18 protein-coding genes are annotated in these 17,267 nt (G+C 71.1%); 8 read left to right on the top strand and 10 right to left on the bottom strand.

The features are described from left to right. Window positions 1–4: 4 nt before the first annotated feature. Genes glcE through ACFPOE_RS03025 form a run of 5 tightly spaced genes read left to right on the top strand, consistent with a single transcriptional unit; the run spans window position 5 to window position 3,968 of the window. Window positions 5–1,102, top strand: coding sequence for a glycolate oxidase subunit GlcE (glcE, locus tag ACFPOE_RS03045; protein WP_376848515.1), 1,098 nt, complete (start codon window positions 5–7; stop codon window positions 1,100–1,102). After that, complete coding sequence (gene glcF / locus ACFPOE_RS03040; protein WP_376848514.1) at window positions 1,102–2,331, top strand: glycolate oxidase subunit GlcF; 1,230 nt, start codon at window positions 1,102–1,104, stop codon at window positions 2,329–2,331. The genes glcE and glcF overlap by 1 nt, the downstream gene beginning before the upstream one ends. A 56-nt stretch (window positions 2,332–2,387) precedes the next feature. Next, the gene (locus ACFPOE_RS03035; RefSeq protein ID WP_376848513.1) at window positions 2,388–2,765 is read left to right on the top strand and encodes a VOC family protein; all 378 of its coding nucleotides are present in this window, start codon (window positions 2,388–2,390) and stop codon (window positions 2,763–2,765) included. A gap of 5 nt (window positions 2,766–2,770) precedes the next feature. Then, window positions 2,771–3,223, top strand: coding sequence for an EVE domain-containing protein (locus ACFPOE_RS03030; protein WP_376848512.1), 453 nt, complete (start codon window positions 2,771–2,773; stop codon window positions 3,221–3,223). A gap of 4 nt (window positions 3,224–3,227) precedes the next feature. Continuing rightward, window positions 3,228–3,968: a helix-turn-helix transcriptional regulator gene (locus ACFPOE_RS03025; RefSeq protein ID WP_376848511.1), complete on the top strand. Its 741-nt coding sequence runs from the start codon at window positions 3,228–3,230 to the stop codon at window positions 3,966–3,968. On the opposite strand, the gene ACFPOE_RS03020 is transcribed toward ACFPOE_RS03025, so the two are convergent. Next, a complete protein-coding gene (locus ACFPOE_RS03020) occupies window positions 3,929–4,828 on the bottom strand; it encodes a LytTR family DNA-binding domain-containing protein (protein ID WP_376848510.1) in 900 nt (299 codons plus the stop codon). The two genes, ACFPOE_RS03025 and ACFPOE_RS03020, sit on opposite strands and share 40 nt — an antisense overlap. A 143-nt stretch (window positions 4,829–4,971) precedes the next feature. Here ACFPOE_RS03020 and ACFPOE_RS03015 point away from each other — a divergent pair, with 143 nt between their 5' ends. Continuing rightward, the gene (locus ACFPOE_RS03015; protein ID WP_376848509.1) at window positions 4,972–6,168 is read left to right on the top strand and encodes an acyltransferase family protein; all 1,197 of its coding nucleotides are present in this window, start codon (window positions 4,972–4,974) and stop codon (window positions 6,166–6,168) included. Here the strand turns inward: ACFPOE_RS03015 and ACFPOE_RS03010 are convergent. From ACFPOE_RS03010 to lplT, 3 genes are read right to left on the bottom strand one after another with little or no spacing between them, the layout of a single operon-like run. Beyond that, window positions 6,102–6,590 (bottom strand): glutathione peroxidase, encoded by a 489-nt coding sequence (locus tag ACFPOE_RS03010; protein WP_376848508.1) that lies wholly within the window; start codon window positions 6,588–6,590, stop codon window positions 6,102–6,104. The two genes, ACFPOE_RS03015 and ACFPOE_RS03010, sit on opposite strands and share 67 nt — an antisense overlap. A gap of 4 nt (window positions 6,591–6,594) precedes the next feature. Further along, window positions 6,595–7,515: a DMT family transporter gene (locus tag ACFPOE_RS03005; protein WP_376848507.1), complete on the bottom strand. Its 921-nt coding sequence runs from the start codon at window positions 7,513–7,515 to the stop codon at window positions 6,595–6,597. Further along, window positions 7,508–8,791 carry a lysophospholipid transporter LplT gene (lplT, locus tag ACFPOE_RS03000; protein ID WP_376848506.1) on the bottom strand — a complete coding sequence of 428 codons (1,284 nt, stop codon included), beginning with the start codon at window positions 8,789–8,791 and terminating at the stop codon, window positions 7,508–7,510. Before lplT ends, ACFPOE_RS03005 begins: the two co-directional genes overlap by 8 nt. A gap of 129 nt (window positions 8,792–8,920) precedes the next feature. Between lplT and alr the strand changes: the two genes are divergently transcribed. Then, complete coding sequence (gene alr / locus ACFPOE_RS02995) at window positions 8,921–10,018, top strand: alanine racemase (RefSeq protein ID WP_376848505.1); 1,098 nt, start codon at window positions 8,921–8,923, stop codon at window positions 10,016–10,018. Continuing rightward, window positions 10,015–10,647: a hypothetical protein gene (locus tag ACFPOE_RS02990; RefSeq protein ID WP_376848504.1), complete on the top strand. Its 633-nt coding sequence runs from the start codon at window positions 10,015–10,017 to the stop codon at window positions 10,645–10,647. The genes alr and ACFPOE_RS02990 overlap by 4 nt, the downstream gene beginning before the upstream one ends. A gap of 19 nt (window positions 10,648–10,666) precedes the next feature. Here ACFPOE_RS02990 and ACFPOE_RS02985 read toward each other — a convergent pair whose 3' ends face one another. From ACFPOE_RS02985 to ilvD, 6 genes are read right to left on the bottom strand one after another with little or no spacing between them, the layout of a single operon-like run. Further along, the gene (locus ACFPOE_RS02985) at window positions 10,667–11,575 is read right to left on the bottom strand and encodes an EamA family transporter (RefSeq protein WP_376848503.1); all 909 of its coding nucleotides are present in this window, start codon (window positions 11,573–11,575) and stop codon (window positions 10,667–10,669) included. A 40-nt stretch (window positions 11,576–11,615) separates the two neighbouring features. Then, window positions 11,616–12,674, bottom strand: a complete 1,059-nt coding sequence (locus ACFPOE_RS02980; protein WP_376848502.1) for a 3-deoxy-7-phosphoheptulonate synthase — start codon at window positions 12,672–12,674, stop codon at window positions 11,616–11,618. A 7-nt stretch (window positions 12,675–12,681) separates the two neighbouring features. Then, window positions 12,682–13,716 (bottom strand): 2-dehydropantoate 2-reductase, encoded by a 1,035-nt coding sequence (locus ACFPOE_RS02975; RefSeq protein ID WP_376848501.1) that lies wholly within the window; start codon window positions 13,714–13,716, stop codon window positions 12,682–12,684. Continuing rightward, window positions 13,717–14,496 carry a class II aldolase/adducin family protein gene (locus ACFPOE_RS02970; RefSeq protein ID WP_376848500.1) on the bottom strand — a complete coding sequence of 260 codons (780 nt, stop codon included), beginning with the start codon at window positions 14,494–14,496 and terminating at the stop codon, window positions 13,717–13,719. A 25-nt stretch (window positions 14,497–14,521) separates the two neighbouring features. Further along, window positions 14,522–15,511 (bottom strand): Bug family tripartite tricarboxylate transporter substrate binding protein, encoded by a 990-nt coding sequence (locus ACFPOE_RS02965; RefSeq protein WP_376848499.1) that lies wholly within the window; start codon window positions 15,509–15,511, stop codon window positions 14,522–14,524. 37 nt (window positions 15,512–15,548) lie between these two features. Beyond that, window positions 15,549–17,264, bottom strand: a complete 1,716-nt coding sequence (gene ilvD, locus ACFPOE_RS02960) for a dihydroxy-acid dehydratase (RefSeq protein ID WP_376848498.1) — start codon at window positions 17,262–17,264, stop codon at window positions 15,549–15,551. Window positions 17,265–17,267 lie beyond the last annotated feature (3 nt).

Below are 17,267 nucleotides of genomic sequence, written 5' to 3'. Positions count from 1 at the left end.
CCCCATGGACCCCGCCACTTCCCTCCTGTCCGACCGCATCCGCGCCGCCAGCGCCGCCGGCACGGCGCTGCGCATCCGCGGCGGCGCGACCAAGGATTTCTACGGCGGGCCGCCCGCGGGCGAGCCGCTGGAGACCCGCGGCCTGGCCGGCATCACCAGCTACGAGCCCAGCGAACTGGTCGTCACGGCCCGCGCCGGCACGCCGCTGGCCGAACTGGAGGCCCTGCTGGCCTCCAGGGGCCAGTGCCTGCCCTTCGAGCCGCCGCACTTCGGCCCGGGCGCGACGGTCGGCGGCATGGTTGCATCCGGCCTGTCGGGCCCCGCGCGCGCCAGCGTCGGCTCGGTGCGCGACTACGTGCTGGGCGTGACCATGCTCAACGGCCGCGGCGAGCTGCTGACCTTCGGCGGGCAGGTGATGAAGAACGTGGCCGGCTACGACGTGTCGCGCCTGATCGCCGGATCGCTCGGCGCCCTGGGCCTGATCGTAGACGTCAGCCTGAAGGTGCTGCCGGTCGCGCCGGCCGAGGCCACGCTGAAGTTCGAGACGCCGCAGGCCGAGGCTTTGCGCCGCTTGAACGAATGGGGCGGCCAGCCGCTGCCGCTCAACGCCAGCTGCTGGGTCGAGGACGGCGGCGTCGGCACGCTCTACCTGCGGCTGCGCGGCGCGGTGGCGGCGGTCGATGCGGCCTGCCGCAAGCTCGGTGGCGAGCGCCAGGCCAGCGCGCAGGTCGCCGCCGACTGGACCCTGTGCCGCGAGCAGCAGCTGCCCTGGTTCCTCGAGCGCGGCGCGCGCGAGCTCTGGCGGCTGTCGGTCGCGCAGACCGCGCCGGTGCTGGAGCTGCCCGAGGCCCCGCTGGTCGAATGGCACGGCGGGCAGCGCTGGGTGCGCGTGGCTCCGGGCCAGGGTGAGCGGCTGCGGCAGCTCGCCAGGGCGGCCGGCGGCCATGCGACGCTGTTCCGCGCGGTCGATGGCCAGCAGGCACCGGCGGCCGATCGCTTCCAGCCGCTCGATCCCGTGCTGCTGCGCATCCACCGCGAGCTCAAGCGCGAATTCGATCCCGCCGGCATCTTCAACCGCGGCCGGCTCTTTCCAGAGTCCTGATGCAGACCAATCTTTCCCCCGAATTCAGGGACACCGCCGAAGGCCGCGAGGCCGAAGCCATCCTGCGCAAGTGCGTGCACTGCGGCTTCTGCACCGCCACCTGCCCGACCTACCAGCTGCTGGGCGACGAGCTCGACGGCCCGCGCGGCCGCATCTACCTGATCAAGCAGATGCTGGAAGGCGAGCAGCCCACCCGCAGCACACAACTGCACCTGGACCGCTGCCTGACCTGCCGCAACTGCGAAAGCACCTGCCCCAGCGGCGTGCAGTACGGCGCGCTGGCCGACATCGGCCGCGCCATCATGGAGCGCAAGGTCGATCGCGGCGCCGGCTCCAAGGCGCTGCGCTGGGTCCTGAAGGAAGGCCTGACCTCGCCGCTGTTCGCCCCGGCGATGAAGCTGGGCCAGGCGCTGCGCCCGCTGCTGCCCGGGGCGCTCAAGGACAAGGTGCCGCCCCGGCAGGAGGCCGGCCGCTGGCCGACGCGCGAGCACGCGCGCAAGGTGCTGCTGCTGGCCGGCTGCGTGCAGCCGTCGATGATGCCCAACGTCAACACCGCGACGGCGCGGGTGCTCGACGCCGCCGGCATCCAGACGCTGGTGGCGCCGTCCGCGGGCTGCTGCGGCGCCGTCAAGTTCCACCTGAACGACCAGGCCGGCGGCCTGGCCCACATGCGCAACAACATCGATGCCTGGTGGCCGCTGGTCGAGCGCGGCGAGGTGGAGGCGATCGTGATGAATGCCTCCGGCTGCGGCGTGACGGTGCGCGAGTACGGCCATCACCTGCAGCACGACCCGGCCTATGCCGACAAAGCGGCGCGGATCGGCGCGCTGACGCGCGACCTGAGCGAGCTGCTGCCAGACATCGCGCAGGCGTTGCAGGGCAAGGTGAAGCCGTCGCCGGAGATGCTCGCTTTCCACCCGCCGTGCAGCCTGCAGCACGGCCAGCAGTTGCGCGGCGGCGTCGAGCGCTGGCTGGGCGAACTGGGCTTCACCGTGCGCGTGGCGCCGGGCGAGCCGCACCTGTGCTGCGGCTCGGCGGGCACCTACTCGGTGCTGCATCCCGAGATCGCCAAGCAGTTGCGCGACCGCAAGCTGGGCCACCTCGGCGAGCTGGAGCCGGCGGCCATCATCTCCGCCAACGTCGGCTGCATCGCCCACCTGCAAAGCGGCACGGCGACGCCGGTCAGGCACTGGGTGGAGGTGCTGGACGCCGCGCTGCCAGTCTCCTGACACAACCCTGTCAGGAGGGGCCGCGCACAGTCACTGCTCCACAACAAGGAGCTGACATGGAACACGCATTGAACTGGTTCGAGATCCCCGTCGCCGACATGGACCGGGCGATCCGCTTCTACGAGACCGCATCGGGCGGCAAGCTGCGGCGCGAGGCCTTCGGCGGCCCGGGCCAGGAACTGGCGGTCTTCCCGGTGAAGGACGAGGCCGCCGTCAAGGGCGCGCTGCTGCGCGCCCCGCAGGCCAGGCCGTCGGACCAGGGCGCGATCGTCTACCTGAACGCGGCGCCGGCCATCGACGCCTGGCTGGAGCGCGCGCAACGCGCCGGCGGCAAGGTGCTGCTGGGCAAGACGGCGCTGCCCGACGGCATGGGCTTCTTCGCCCATGTGCTGGACACGGAAGGCAATCGCGTCGGCATTCACTCGCTGGCGTGAGGCGGATGGCGACGAAGAACTGGATCGCCGTTGCCAGCGCCGAGCATGCGCGGCGGGGCCGCGACCACCGGCCGCCGGGCTTCCTGCAGGTGGGCCACGGCAAGCTGCCGCCGCTCAGGCGGGTGCAGCCCGGCGACCGCGTCGCCTACTACGCGCCGGCGCTCGCCCCTGGCGGCAAGGACCGGCTCCAGAGCTTCGTGTCGATCGGCATCGCCGCCCCGGGCCAGCCCTATGCCTTCGACATGGGCGGCGGCTTCGTGCCGTGGCGGCGCGACGTCGGCTACCTGCCGGCGCAGGAGGCGCCGATCGAGCCGCTGCTGGACCGCTTCCATTTCGTCGACGACCGCCGCCATTGGGGGTCGAAGTTCCGGTTCGGGCTGTTCGAGGTCGACGACCACGACATGCTCCTGGTCGCGCAGGCGATGGGCGTCGCGCCGGCGATGCTGTATTTTCCGTAAGTCCATGCGCCGCGCCGACCGCCTGTTCCACCTCGTCCAGCTGATTCGCGGGCGGCGCCTGACCACGGCCGCCTGGCTGGCGCAGCGGCTGCAGGTGTCGGAGCGCACGGTCTACCGCGACGTGGCGGACCTGCAGCACCAGGGCGTGCCGATCGACGGCGAGGCCGGCGTCGGCTACCGGCTGGGCGCCGGCTTCGAGCTGCCGCCGCTGATGTTCACCCAGGACGAAGCCAAGGCGCTGGTCGCGTCGGTGCGGCTGGCGCAAAGCTGGCTGGACCCGGCGCTGGCCCAGGCGGCGCAGGAGGCGCTGGGCAAGATCCTGCCGGTGCTGCCGGCCGGGGCGCGGGCCGCCGCGCAGGCGCTGGCGGTGTACGCGCCGCCGGTGGGCCTGCCGGCCGACGTGCAGCGGACCTTGCAGGAGTTGCGCGAAGCCGTGCAGGAGCGCTGCAAGGTGCGGGTGCAATACACCGACCTCGGCGAGCGGGCCAGCGAGCGCACCTTGCGCCCGCTGGGCTGCTTCTACTGGGGCAAGGTCTGGACGCTGGCGGCGTGGTGCGAGCAGCGCAACGACTTCCGCAGCTTCCGGATCGACCGCATGCAGTCGGTGCAGGTGCTGCAGGAGCGCTTTCGCGACGAGCCGGGCCGCACGCTGGCCGACCTCGCCCGGCTCAAGGGCGTGCGGCTGCAGGACGAAGGCGGCGCCGTTCAGGCGATGGCCACGGGGCCGGCCAGGGCGTCGCGGTAGCGGCGGCTGCATGGCACCTGCGAGCCGTCCTTCATCTTCAGCCGGGCGTCGCCGCCGTCGGTCGGTTCGATCTCGGCCACCCGGTCCAGGTTGACCGCAAAGCTGCGGTGCACGCGGGCGAAGCGGGCCGGGTCCAGCTGCTCCAGGAAGTCCGACAGCGTGGAGCGCAGCAGGTAGTCGTGGCCGTTGACGTGCAGGCCGACATAGTTGCCTTGCGCCTGCAGCCACTCGATCTCGCCGGCGGCGATCAGGAATTCCTTGCGCAGCTTGCGCACCAGGAAGCGCTCGGGACGGGCCGGCGCCAGCGCCGGGCCCGGCGGCGCCGGCGCGGCGCCGGCCGGCGGGTCGGCGGCGTCCAGCACCCGGGCCTCGCCCTGGGCGCGCAGCAGCAGGAAGCGGTAGCCCAGGATCGCCGCCATGATCAGGACGTAACTGCGGACGTCCTTGAGGTACTCGTACAGCAGCTGGGTGCCCAGGCTGCCGGGCCGGTAGCTGCCGCCCAGCAGCGGGTAGATGGCATAGCGCAGCGCCAGGATGGCCGCCACGTGGGCCAGGCAGAACGCGACGCTGCCGCCCAGGTGGGCCGGCAAGTTGCGCACCACGGTCGACCAGCGCAGCGGAAAGCGCCGTTCGAAGGCCGCCACCGCCGGGATCAGCAGGCCGACCACCAGGTTGCTGGTCGCTTCCCACACCAGCGGCTCCCACAGCGGCAGGGCGATGCCCGCGCGGCGGGCGTCGATCAGCGTGACGGTGGTGTTGAACACCAGCTGCATCAGCAGCACCGCAACCCAGAAGCCGATCTCGGCCTGGCGGCGCCAGGGCTGGTAGCGCGCCAGCCAGTCGGACGGGGGATCGAACATGGCAGCGAGTCTAGTGGGATGGCCCCGGGGTTTCGTCCCGCGATGGCGCCGCTCGTCACAAAAACGGCGGCCGCCGTCCCCTGGCGGCCCGGCCCAGCGGCCGGCGCGGCCACCATGCGGGCCTTCGCCGAAAGGAAAAGCCCATGAACCGCCGCCACGACATCGATGCCCTGCGCGCCCTGGCATTCGCCCTCGTCATCCTGTACCACCTCGCCATGTATTACGTCGCCGGCTGGGACTGGCACGTGAAGAGCCCGCACGCGGCCCAGTGGCTGCAGTGGCCGATGCGGGCGCTCAACCTCTGGCGGATGGACCTGGTGTTCCTGATCTCCGGGCTGGCCTTCGGCTTCCTGCAGCGCGGCCAGCCGCCCGGCGCGCTGCTGCGCCAGCGCAGCGTGCGGCTGCTGCTGCCGCTGGCGTTCGCGATGGCGGTGATCGTGCCGTTCCAGCCCTACGCCCAGATGCTGGCCAAGGGCCTCGTCGAGCCGGGCTTCGGCGCCTTCCTGCTGCGCTATTTCAGCGGCGGGCCGTGGCCGCGCGGCGCCTTCGACGGTTCCGACTTCGGCGTGACCTGGAACCACCTCTGGTACCTGCCCTATCTCTGGGCCTATACCGCACTGGTCACGCTGGCGCTGCCGCTGCTGCGTTCTGCCGCCGGCCGGCGCCTGCGCAACGCCTTCGTCGGGCTGCGCGGCGCGGCCCTGGTGCTGGTGCCGGCGCTGCCGCTGCTGGCCTACAGCCTGGCGCTGTGGCCGCGCTTTCCCGCCCGCCACGACCTGATCCACGACGGCTGGCTGCATGCCGTCTACTTCACGCTGTTCCTGTACGGCAACTGGATCGGGCTGGACGCCGGCTTCTGGCGCGAGGCCACGCGCCTGCGCCGCCGGACGCTGGCCGCCTCGCTGGGCCTGCTGGCCGCCATCGTGCTGGCGCGCGGCAGCGGCCTGGTGCAAATGCCCGCGGGCGGACTCGCGCTGCGGCTGCTGGCCGATCTGTACCTGTGGAGCACCATCCTGGCCATCCTGGGCTGGGCCCACCTCAAGCTGAACCGGCCGTGGCCCTGGCTGCACTGGGCCAACGAGTCGGTCTATCCCTGGTACATCCTGCACCAGAGCGTGATCATCGTGCTGGTGGTCTGGCTGGCGCCGCTGGCGCTGGGGCCGGTGCTGGAGCCGGCGCTGCTGCTGGCGGGGACGGTGCTGGGATGCTGGGGCGTGACCAGCGCCGTGCGGCGGGTGGACTGGCTGCGGCCGCTGTTCGGGCTGAAGCGGACTCAGGCCGCGGCCAGCGCCGCCTCGATGTCGCCCTTGAGCGACTCCGGCTTGTCCAGGGGCGCGTAGCGCCTGATCACGCGGCCGTCTTTGCCGACCAGGAACTTGGTGAAGTTCCACTTGATCGCCTTGCTGCCAAGCAGGCCGGGCGCCTCGGTGCGCAGCCACTCGAACAGCGGGTCGGCGGCCGGGCCGTTGACGTCCACCTTGGCCATCATCGGGAAGCTGACGCCGTAATTGAGCTGGCAGAACTGCGCGATCTCGTCGTTGCTGCCCGGGTCCTGCGAGCCGAACTGGTTGCAGGGGAAGCCGATCACGGCCAGGCCCTGCGGCCCGTAGGCCTTGTGCAGCTCCTCCAGCCCGGCGAACTGCGGGGTGAAGCCGCAGGCGCTGGCGGTGTTCACCACCAGCAGCACCTTGCCGGCGAACTCCTTCAGCGGCACGGTGCGGCCGTCGATGGAATGGGCAACGAAATCGTGGGCGGTGGTCATCGGGCTATTTTGCGCCCGCGGCGGCCGGTACGGCGGCCTGCCGTTCGGGCCAGGCCGACCAGGCCGCGGCGGCGACGATCAGCGCGCCGCCCAGCCAGGTGCGCGGCGCCAGGTCGGCCGCGCCCAGCGCCACCGACGATGCGCTGGCGAAGATCACCTCCGACAGCATCACCAGCGCCGTGGTGTGGGCCGACAGGCGCGCGGCGCCGTACTGCAGCCCCACGTTGCCGACCAGGAAGGCCAGCCCCAGCACCAGCGCGACGCCGGTCCAGGCAAAGCTGGGCGCGGGCGGCGCGGCGACGATGCCCGCGCCCATGCCGGCCAGGCCGGCCGCCAGCGCCATCAGCGCGCCGCCGCCGAACATCGCGGCGATGCGGGCCTGCGCCGGTGCGCGCTGCAGCCGGCGCAGCATGATGTTGGTCAGCGAGAAGCTGAAGCCTCCCAGCAGCGCCAGCCAGTCGGCCGCCTCGCGCGGCAGCGGCCAGCCGCCGTCGCCGGCCTGCAGCACGGTGAAGACGCCGGCCAGCGCCAGCGCCAGCCGGGCCAGCGCGCCGGCGGTCGGTTTTTCGCCCAGCAGCGGCCAGGCCAGCAGCACCGTCCAGGCCGGCATCAGGTAGAACAGCAGCACGACGCGGACCACGTCGCCCACCGTCACCGCCCAGTTGAAGCCGACGTTGGTCAGGCCGGAGGCCACCACCAGCAGCCACAGGCCCGGCTGGCTGGCGAAAGCGCGCAGCGCGCCGGGCCGCAGCGCCAGCAGGCACAGCAGCGACAGCAGGTAGATCAGGGCGGTGGACCACAGCGGATGGACGCCGTGCGACTGCAGTACGCGAAACGGCCACCAGGAAATGCCCCAGACCAAGGCATTGAGCATCAGGGCCAGCACCGGCCACAGCGCCGGGCCGCCCCGGGGAGAACTAGCCATGCACGTTGTCGTGGCGGGCGAGCAGCAGCAGGTGCTCGATTTCCTCGCGGTTGCGGACGCAGTTGACCTGGTGCCAGCGCATGATCAGCCACATGCACACGGCCACCACCGAGCCGAAGGCGGTGATGGCGCCGAAGGACGACAGGCCCAGCCCGGTGGACAGGCTGTAGAACGCGCCCAGGCCCAGGATGCAGGCCTGCTCGTTGAAGTTCTGCACCGCGATCGAGCGGCCGGCGCCCATCAGGTTGTGGCCGCGGTGCTGCAGCAGCGCGTTCATCGGCACCACCAGGTAGCCGCCGATCCCGCCCATCAGGATCAGGAAGGGCGCGGCCACCCAGACGTTGTGGATGAAGATCATCATCACCACCAGCACGCCCATCACGATGCCCAGCGGCAGCACCTGGGTGGCGGTGTCCAGCCGCATCCGCACCGAGGCGATCACGGCGCCGACGGCGGTGCCGATGGCTACGACGCCGCCCAGCGACGAGGCCTGGGTGGTGCTGTAGCCCAGGGCGGCGGCGCTCCAGGCCAGGATGATGTAGCGCAGGTTGCCGCTCACGCCCCAGAACAGCGTGGTGGTGGCCAGCGAGATCTGGCCCAGCTTGTCGCGCCACAGGCGCGAGTTGCAGGTCCAGAAGTCCGGCACCAGCTCCAGCGGGTTCTTCGGCATCGGCCGCATCTCCACGCCGGTCAGCGGGATGCGGGTGTTGAACCACGCGGCCAGCATGTAGATGAAGATCAGCACGAAGATCGCCGCCTCGGGCGCGGTGTCGATGCCGGTCTCCAGGATCGGGAAGTCGACCGACAGCAGCCGGTCGGAGATCGCGTGCCCCACCAGCTGCCCGCCCAGCAGGATGCCCAGGATGATCGAGGCGATCGTCAGGCCCTCGATCCAGCCGTTGGCCTTCACCAGCTGCGAGGCCGGCAGCAGCTCGGTCAGGATGCCGTACTTGGCCGGCGAGTAGGCCGCCGCGCCGAGGCCGACGATGGCATAGGCCATCAGCGGATGCACGCCCATCAGCATGGTGAGGCAGCCGACCACCTTGATGGCGTTGCTGGCCAGCATGACGTTGCGTTTGGGAAAGGCGTCGGCGAACGCGCCCAGCCAGGGCGCGAGGATCACGTAGAACAGCGCGAAGATCGGAACCAGCGCCGCGCGCTGCCATTCGGCGCCGCCGCTGCCCTTGATCAGTTCCACTGCAGCAACGAAAAGCGCCTGGTCGGCCAGCGACGAGAAAAACTGGGCCGACATGAGGGTGTAGAAACCGCGCTTCATTCTGGGTGGCGTGAGGCACGGAACGGCCTGCGCCCGTGCTCGATCTGGTGGCTGTCTCCTGACGACAAGGGGTTATATCACGCGAGGTAATGACAAAATCGCGCCTGCTACCACCGGATCGACACGCCCATGCCCCGCCCGATTCACGCCACCGTTCACACCGGCGCGCTGCGCCACAACCTCGCGCGCATGCGCCGTGCCGCGGGCGACGCGCGCGTGTGGGGAATCGTCAAGGCCAATGCCTACGGCCACGGCATCGAGCGGGTGTTCGACGGCCTGCGCGGCGTCGACGGTTTCGCGCTGCTGGACCTGCAGGAGGCCGAGCGGGTGCGGGCGCTGGGCTGGCGCGGACCGATCCTGCTGCTCGAAGGCGTGTTCGAGGCGCGCGACCTCGAACTGTGCTCGCGCCTGAACCTGTGGCACGTGGTGCATTGCGAGCAGCAGATCGACATGCTGGCGATGCACAAGACCCACCAGCCGCACCGCGTGTTCCTGAAGATGAACTCCGGCATGAACCGCCTGGGCTTCGCGCCGGCGCGGCTGCGCGCCGCCTGGTCGCGGCTGGACGCGCTGCCGCAGGTGGACGAGATTTCCCTGATGACGCACTTCAGCGACGCCGACGGTCCGCGCGGCATCGGCCACCAGTTGCAGGTGTTTGCCGACGTCACGCGCGACCTGCCGGGCGAGCGCAGCCTGGGCAACAGCGCCGCTGCCCTGCGCCATGGGGACGACCCGGCGGTGCGGGCCGACTGGATCCGGCCCGGCATCGCGATCTACGGCAGCGCGCCCGATTTTCCGGCGCACGACGCCGCGCACTGGGAGCTGCAGCCGGCCATGACCCTGGCCAGCCGCATCATCGGCGTGCAGGAGCTGGCGCCGGGCGACACCGTCGGCTACGGCTCGAGCTTCGCCGCCGACGCGCCGCTGCGGGTCGGCGTGGTCGCCTGCGGCTACGCCGACGGCTATCCGCGCCACTGCAGCACCGGCACGCCGGTGCTGGTGGACGGCGTGCGCACCCGCATGGTCGGCCGCGTCAGCATGGACATGATCACGGTGGACCTCACGCCGGTGCCGCGCGCCGGCTTCGGCAGCCACGCCACGCTGTGGGGCCGCGGACCCGACGGCGCCATGCTGTCGATCGACGAGATCGCCGCCGCCGCCGGCACGGTCGGCTACGAGCTGATGTGCGCCGTCGCGCCGCGGGTGCCGTTCTCGGTCGACGAATGAGCCAGGAGTGGGGCCAGGCCCGGTATGAGCGCGAGAAGCGCAACTTCATCGAGCGCAGCCGCCAGTTGCGGCCGGTCTTCTTCCACGTCGCGCTGATCTTCGGCGCCACCTGGCTGGCCGGCTGGGGCTTCAGCTGGTTGCTGCTGGCCTTCGGCATGACGGCCATGCCGGTGCGCTATGCCATCAGCTTCTTCCTGTCCTACCTCGTGTTCATCGGCTGCGTGCGGGTGTGGGCCGACTTCGTCAGCCGGGAAAGCAGCGGCAGCGGCGGCGGCGCCTGGGATGGCAGCGCCGTCGACCTCGGCGCCGCGGACGGCGAGGGCTGCCGTGTCATGCTGGCGGTGCTGGCCCTTGGCCTGGCCGCCAGCGCCGTGTTCGCGCTGGTCGGCGGTCTGCCGCTGCTGCTGGAGGTGGCATTCGAGGTCGCCTTCGCCGGCGTCGTCGTGCGCCGCCTGTCCCGCCGCGTGATTGTCGGCGACTGGCTTGGCGCCTTGATCCGCGCCACCTGGCTGCCGACGTTGGTGGCGTTGATCGTGCTGGTCACCCTGGCCGCGGCCCTGCAGGCGATGGCGCCGCAAGCGCAGACCTTCGGCGCCGCGGTGAAGGCGCTGCTGCCAAAACCGCCCTGAGCCCAACGGCCGAAAAGGGCTAGCGCTTGCGCATGCCCAGCGCCATGACGGTGCCGACCACGACCAGCGCGCCCAGCACCTGCACCGGCGCGATCGACTGGCCCAGCACCAGCCAGGCCAGCACCAGGGCGAACACCGGCTCCACGTTCATGATCGCCGAATTGCCGACCACGCCCAGCCGCGGCAGCACGGTGAACATGATGGTGAAGGCGGTGCCGTACAGGAAGGTCAGCGTCGCCAGCCCGGCCCAGCCGGCCGGCGCCTGCGGCAGGTGGAAGCCGCCCTGCGACACCACCATCGCCAAAGCCACCAGCGACGCCAGCGTCATCGTGGTGCCGGTGCGCACGCGACCGTCCACGTCGCCGGCTTCGTGCTGCGTGACCACCAGCGCCAGCCCGAAGGTGGCGGCTGCCGACAGCGCGAACGCCACGCCGGCGCCGATGCGCGTCCATTGCCCCTGCGCGCCCAGGCCGGAGGCGGCGCCGAACACGTCCAGCGCCAGCGCCAGGCCCACGAGGATGACCGGCATCGCGATCAGCAGCGCCCGTTCCGGCCGCTGCCGGTACAGCGCCCACGACCAGAGCGCGGTCCAGATCGGGTAGGTGTTGAAGGCCAGCAGCGCCAGCGCCACCGGCAGCCGCGCCACCGCCGAATACAGGCACAGGCTCTGCACGCCGATCAGCAGGCCGATCACCGGCAGCATGCGCTTGTGGCGCGGCGTGAAGCGCACGCGAACCCGCTGCACGGCCAGGATGGCGGCGATCACCAGCGCCGTCACCGTGCTGCGGAACACCACGGCGGTGGCGACGTCGACGCCGTTGTTGAACGCGATCCGCGCCGCCACGTGGTTGGCGCCCATCATCAGCGCGATCAGCAGCAGGGTGGCGAAGGCGCCGGCGCTCAGCGCGCGAGTGGGTTGGTTTGGCATCAGAAGAGGCTGGACAGGTAGGTGGTGGCGGCCTCGGCGGTCAGGCCCGCCGCCGGCGAACCGCATCGGCCAGCTCGCCGATCACGCTCACCGTGCTGTCCCAGCCGATGCAGCCGTCGGTGACGCTCTGGCCGTAGACCAGGCCCTTGCGGCCGTCGACGATGTCCTGCCGGCCTTCGACCAGGTGGCTTTCCAGCAGCACGCCGGCGATGGAACGCGAGCCGGCCGCGACCTGGCGCGCGAGATCGGCCGCCACCAGCGGCTGGCGCCGCCAGTCCTTGGCGCTGTTGCCATGGCTGCAGTCCACCAGCAGCCGCGGTGGCAGGCCGGCCCGTTCCAGCGCAGCGGCGGCCTTCGCCACGCTGGCCGCGTCGTAGTTGGGGCCGCCGGCGCCGCCGCGCAGCACCAGGTGCGCATCCGCATTGCCGGTGGTCGTGACGACGATCGCCTGGCCCTGCATCGAGATGCTGGGAAAGCGGTGCGACTGACCTGCCACGTGGATCGCATCGATCGCCACCTCGACCCCGCCGCCGGTGGTGTTCTTGAAGCCCAGCGGCGCCGACAGCGCCGAGGCCATCTGCCGGTGCAGGGGGCTTTCCACCGTGCGGGCGCCGATCGCTCCCCAGCTCAGAAGCTCGGCGTAATACTGCGGCGTGATCAGGTCGAGGATCTCCGAGGCGGCGGGCAGCCCGATGCGCGCGCACTCCAGCAGCAGCCGGCGGGCGGCGCGCAGTCCTTCGCCGATGTCGCCCGTGTCGTCCAGGCCCGGGTCGTAGATCAGTCCCTTCCAGCCCATGCGGGTGCGCGGCTTCTCGAAGTACACGCGCATCACCAGCAGCAGCGCGTCCTCGTGGCGGACTGCGAGTTCGCGCAGCCGCCCGGCGTATTCCACCGCCGACGCCGGCTCGTGCACCGAGCAGGGGCCGGCGATCACCAGCAATCGGTCGTCTTCCCCGCGCAGGATGCGGCGCACCGCGTCGCGCGATGCCGCGACATGCCCGGCCTGTTCGTCGCTGCACGGCAGTTCCTCGTGCAGCGCCTGCGGCGTCGGCAGCGTGTCCTCGCGCGCGATGTGCAGGTCGGAGATGCGGGCGGCCATCGGGTGCTCAATACAGGCCGTGCACGCGGGCGTGCAGGCGTGCCAGGCCCAGCAGCGCGTCGGTGAACGGCGTCGGCACCCCGGTCAGCTCGCCCAGCTCCTTCACCACGGTGACCAGCGCGTCCAGCTCCACCGGCTTGCCGGCTTCCACGTCCTGCAGCATCGAGGTCTTGAAGGCGCCGAGCTTGCGCGTGACCTGGTGCCGGTCTTGCGGCTGCTGCTCGATCGGGATGCCGATGCGAAAGCCGATCTCGCGCGCCTCCAGCATCACTTTCGAGATGAAGCCGCGCACCAGCTCGTCGCCCATGATCAGGTCGGTGGTGGCGCCGGTCATCGCGCTGACCGGATTGACCGTCATGTTGCCCCACAGCTTGTACCAGGCGTCCTTCTGGATCTGGTCCGACAGCACGGTCTCGAAGCCGGCCTGCTCCAGCAGCGCCACCAGCTGCCTGACGCGCGCCGTCTTCTCGCCCGAGGGCTCGCCGACGATCAGCTTGTTGCCGAAGTGCTGCCGCACGAAGCCGGGGCCGTTGAGCGAACAGCTGGCGTGCACCACGCAGCCGATGATGTGATGGGCGGGAATGGCATCGGCGATCGCGCCCTCAGGATCCACCGCCTTGAGCCGGGTGCCGGCGTACTTGTCGCCGAAGCCCTCGAAGAACCACCAGGGCACGCCGTTCATGGCGGTGAGCACGATCGTGTCCGGCCCCAGCAACGGGCCGATGGCCTTGGCCACGTCGGCCATCGCCGGCGCCTTGACGGCGACGAGCACCAGGTCCTGCACGCCCAGCTGCGCCGGGTCGGCGCTGGAGCGCACCGGAACGGACATCAGCTCCGTTCGGGCTGAGCTGGTCGAAGCCCTCGCAAGCCCTTCGCCCAGCTCAGGGCGAACGGCGGGCGGGCCTTCCAGCCGCAGCCCGTGCATCTGCAGCGCCTCCAGGGTCGCGCCGCGCGCCACCACGCCCACTTCGCAGCCGGCCTGCGCCAGCCGCACGCCCATCCAGCCGCCGATCGCGCCGGCCCCGTAGATCGCAACTTTCATCTAGGTCCTGTAGCTGGCGTCGATCTTGTCCACCTGCCGCACCAGCGCGTCGAACACGTCCTGGCCGGCGCCGAAGCGCTGGTCCCACTGGAACGAATCGTGGGTGGTCTTGATGGCGACCGCCTCGCTCACCGGCAGCGCCGGGCCGAGCCCGGCCTGCGCCACCTGCACGTCGCAGGCGCGCTGCAGCGTCCACAGCCGCACGAAGGCCAGCGGCAGCGTCTTGCCCCAGGACAGCAGGCCGTGGTTGCGCAGGATCAGCACCGGCTTGTCGCCCAGGTTCTTCAGCAGCCGCGGCGCCTCGTCGGCGTGCACGGTGATGCCCTCGAAGTCGTGGTACGCCACCATGCCGTGCAGCTGCGCCGAATAGAAGTTGTTCTGCGCCAGGCCGCCCTGCGAGCAGGCCACCGCCAGCCCGTTGGTGGTGTGGGTGTGCATCACGCAGTGCGCGTCGGCCAGGTTGTCGTGGATCGCCGAGTGCACGGTGAAGCCGGCCGGGTTCACCGGCCAGGGGCTGTCGTCGAGCTTGTTGCCCTTGATGTCGATCTTGAGCAGGTTGCTGGCCGTCACCTCGCTGTAGTGCAGGCCGAAGGGATTGATCAGGAACTGCTTCTGCCCGCCGGTCACGCTGTCCGGCAGGCGCAGCGTGATGTGGTTGTAGATCATCTCGGTCCAGCCCAGCATCGCGAAGATGCGGTAGCACGCGGCCAGCTCCAGCCGCGTCTTCCATTCGTCCGGATGCATGCCGGGCTTGCCGGCCGGCTTGAGGATGGCGTTCATGTCACGGCCTCCAGAGAGTTGCTGTTCAGGCTTCGGCGGTGAAGCCGATCCGCTTGACGATCGGTGCCCACTTGGCGGTGTCCTTGCGGATCAGGTCGCTCAGTTCGCCCGGCGTCGAGGTCATCGCCTCCAGGCCGAAGGTGCCCAGGCCGTCGATCACGTCCTTTTGCGACAGCGCGTAGCGCATCGCGCTGCCCAGGCGGCTGACGACGTCGGAGGTGGCCCTGGCCGGCAGGAAGAAGGCGAACCACTCGCTGTGGGTCAGCTCCGGCAGGCCCTGCTCGGCGAAGGTCGCCACGTCCGGGGCGAAGCGGCTGCGCTTGGCGCCCGAGGTGCCCAGGATGCGGACCTTGCCGGTGGGCAGGTGCTGCGTGATGTCGCCGATCGGGCCGGAGACGGCCGAGATGTTGCCGCCCAGCAGGTCCAGCATGGCAGGCTGCGTGCCGCGGTAGGCGGCGTGCTTCATCTCCACGCCGGCGCCCTTGGCCATCAGCGCGCCGATGAAGTGCGGCGTGGAGCCGGCCGCCGGCGAGCCGAAGTTGGCGCGCAGCGGGTCGGCCTTGGCCCAGGCCAGGAACTCGGGGATCGTCTTGACCGTCAGCGGCACGGCCGGACCGACGGCGAAGCCGAAGTCGAACACGCAGGCCAGCGTGACAGGAGTGAGGTCCACCGCCGGGTCGTACGGCAGCTTCTTGTAGATGTGCGGATAGATGGTGAGGATGGAGGTGGGCGTCTGCAGCACCGTCATGCCGTCCGGGGCCGCCGCCTTGACGTACTGCACGGCGATCTGGCCGCCGGCGCCGGTCTTGTTCTCCACCACGGCGGTGCGGGCGTACTCGGGTGCGAGCTTGCTGGCGACGCGGCGGCAGGTGGTGTCGGAGGTGCCGCCGGCGGCGAAGCCGGTGATCAGGCGCACGCTCTCCAGCTGGGACTGCGCGAAGGCCTGCTGGCCGACCGCGGCGAGCAGGGCGGAGGCGCCTGCGGACTGCAGGACATTGCGGCGGGACATGGACATGAGATCTCCTGGTGTTGTTCAAAGGCCGATGGATCAGCTAGGACGCGTCGCGCAGCCAGACGACGTTTCCGGAATGGGTGACCGCCCCCTGGTGGCTGGGCCGCACCGTGGCAGCGTATTTTTCCAGCAATCCGCCGCGCGGGCCAGGCCGCTGCGGCAGGCTGGCCAGCCGCTCGCCGATCTGCGCCGGCGTGAGGTCGACCGCAATGCTACGCGCCTGCGGCCGGGCGTCGATGCGGATGGTGTCGCCGTCGCGCAGCGCCGCGATCGGCCCGCCGTCGGCCGCCTCGGGGCCGGCGTAACCGATGCACAGGCCGCGGGTCGCGCCCGAGAAGCGGCCGTCGGTCAGCAGCGCCACCTTGTCGCCCATGCCCTGGCCATACAGCAGCGCCGTCAGGCCCAGCATCTCGCGCATGCCGGGGCTGCCGCGCGGCCCCTCGTTGCGGATCACGATCACGTCGCCGGCCTGGTAGCGGCGGTTCTGCACGGCAGCCTGCGCCTCTTCCTCGTTCTCGAAGACCCGGGCCGGCCCGCTGTGCACCAGCGTCGCCAGGCCCGCAGTCTTGAGCAGCGCGCCGTCGGGGCACAGGTTTCCCTTGAGGACGGCCAGGCCGCCGTCGTTGGACAGCGCTTCCTCGATGCTGCGCACTACCTTGCCGTCGGGCGCATTGGCGCTGGCCAGCTCCTGCGCCAGGGTGCGGCCGGTGAAGGTCAGCGTGTCGCCGTGCAGGAAGCCCTTGCGCAGCAGCTCCTTCATGATTACCTGCGCGCCGCCGATGTAGTGCACGTCGCGCGCCAGGTACTTGCCGCCGGGACGCAGGTCGCCGATCAGCGGCGTGCGGGCGAACACCTCCGCCACGTCGTCCAGGTGGAACTTGATGCCCGCCTCATGGGCGATGGCCGGGATGTGCAGCGCCGCATTGGTGGAGCCGCCGGTGGCCGAGACGATGGCGCAGGCGTTCTCCAGCGCCTTGCGCGTCACGATGTCGCGCGGCAGCGGCGCCTCGCCCATCACGGCCGCCATCAAGGTCTTCGCCGCCTTGCGCAGCAGCGGCGCCCGCTCGCTGAACACCGAGGGCACCATCGAGGAGCCGATCGGCGCCAGCCCCAGCGCCTCCGACACCATGCCCATGGTGTTGGCGGTGAACTGGCCGGCGCAGGCGCCGGCGGTCGGCAGGCAGGCGTGGCTCATCGCGTCCAGGTCCTCGCGCGTGGCCTGGCCGGCCAGCACCTTGCCGATGGTCTCGTAGGTGTCCACCACGTTGATGTCGCGGCCATCGAGCTGGCCCGGCAGCGCCGAGCCGCCGTGCACGAACACGCTGGGCACGTTGCAGCGGACCATGCCCATCATCAGGCCGGGCAGGTTCTTGTCGCAGGCGCCGATGCCGAAGATGCCGTCCCACTGGTGGCCGCGCACCGAGGCTTCCACGCTGTCGGCGATCAGCTCGCGCGAGATCAGCGAGAAGCGCATGCCCGAATGCGCCATGGTCAGGCCGTCGGACACCGAGACCACCGGGCACTCGTGCGGCGTGCCGCCGGCCGCGTAGATGCCGGTCTTGGCGTGCTGGGCCTGGTCGCGCAGGTTCAGGTTGCAGGGGCTCATCTCGCCGCCGGTGTGGAACACGCCGACGTGGGGCCGGGCGATGTCGTCGTCGTCCTGGCCCAGCGCATAGAGGAAGCTGCGGGTGGTGGCGCGGATGGTGCCCTCGACCAGGGTGGCCGAGCGGAACTTGCGGGGCGGCTGCTCGCTCATGGG

Origin of the sequence: Caenimonas terrae, from assembly GCF_042655405.1 — a bacterium.
In the GTDB taxonomy this organism is placed as follows: domain Bacteria; phylum Pseudomonadota; class Gammaproteobacteria; order Burkholderiales; family Burkholderiaceae_C; genus Ramlibacter; species Ramlibacter terrae_A.
The sequence above is the reverse complement of the archived record's forward strand: the minus strand, read 5'-3'. Positions and strand labels throughout refer to the sequence as shown.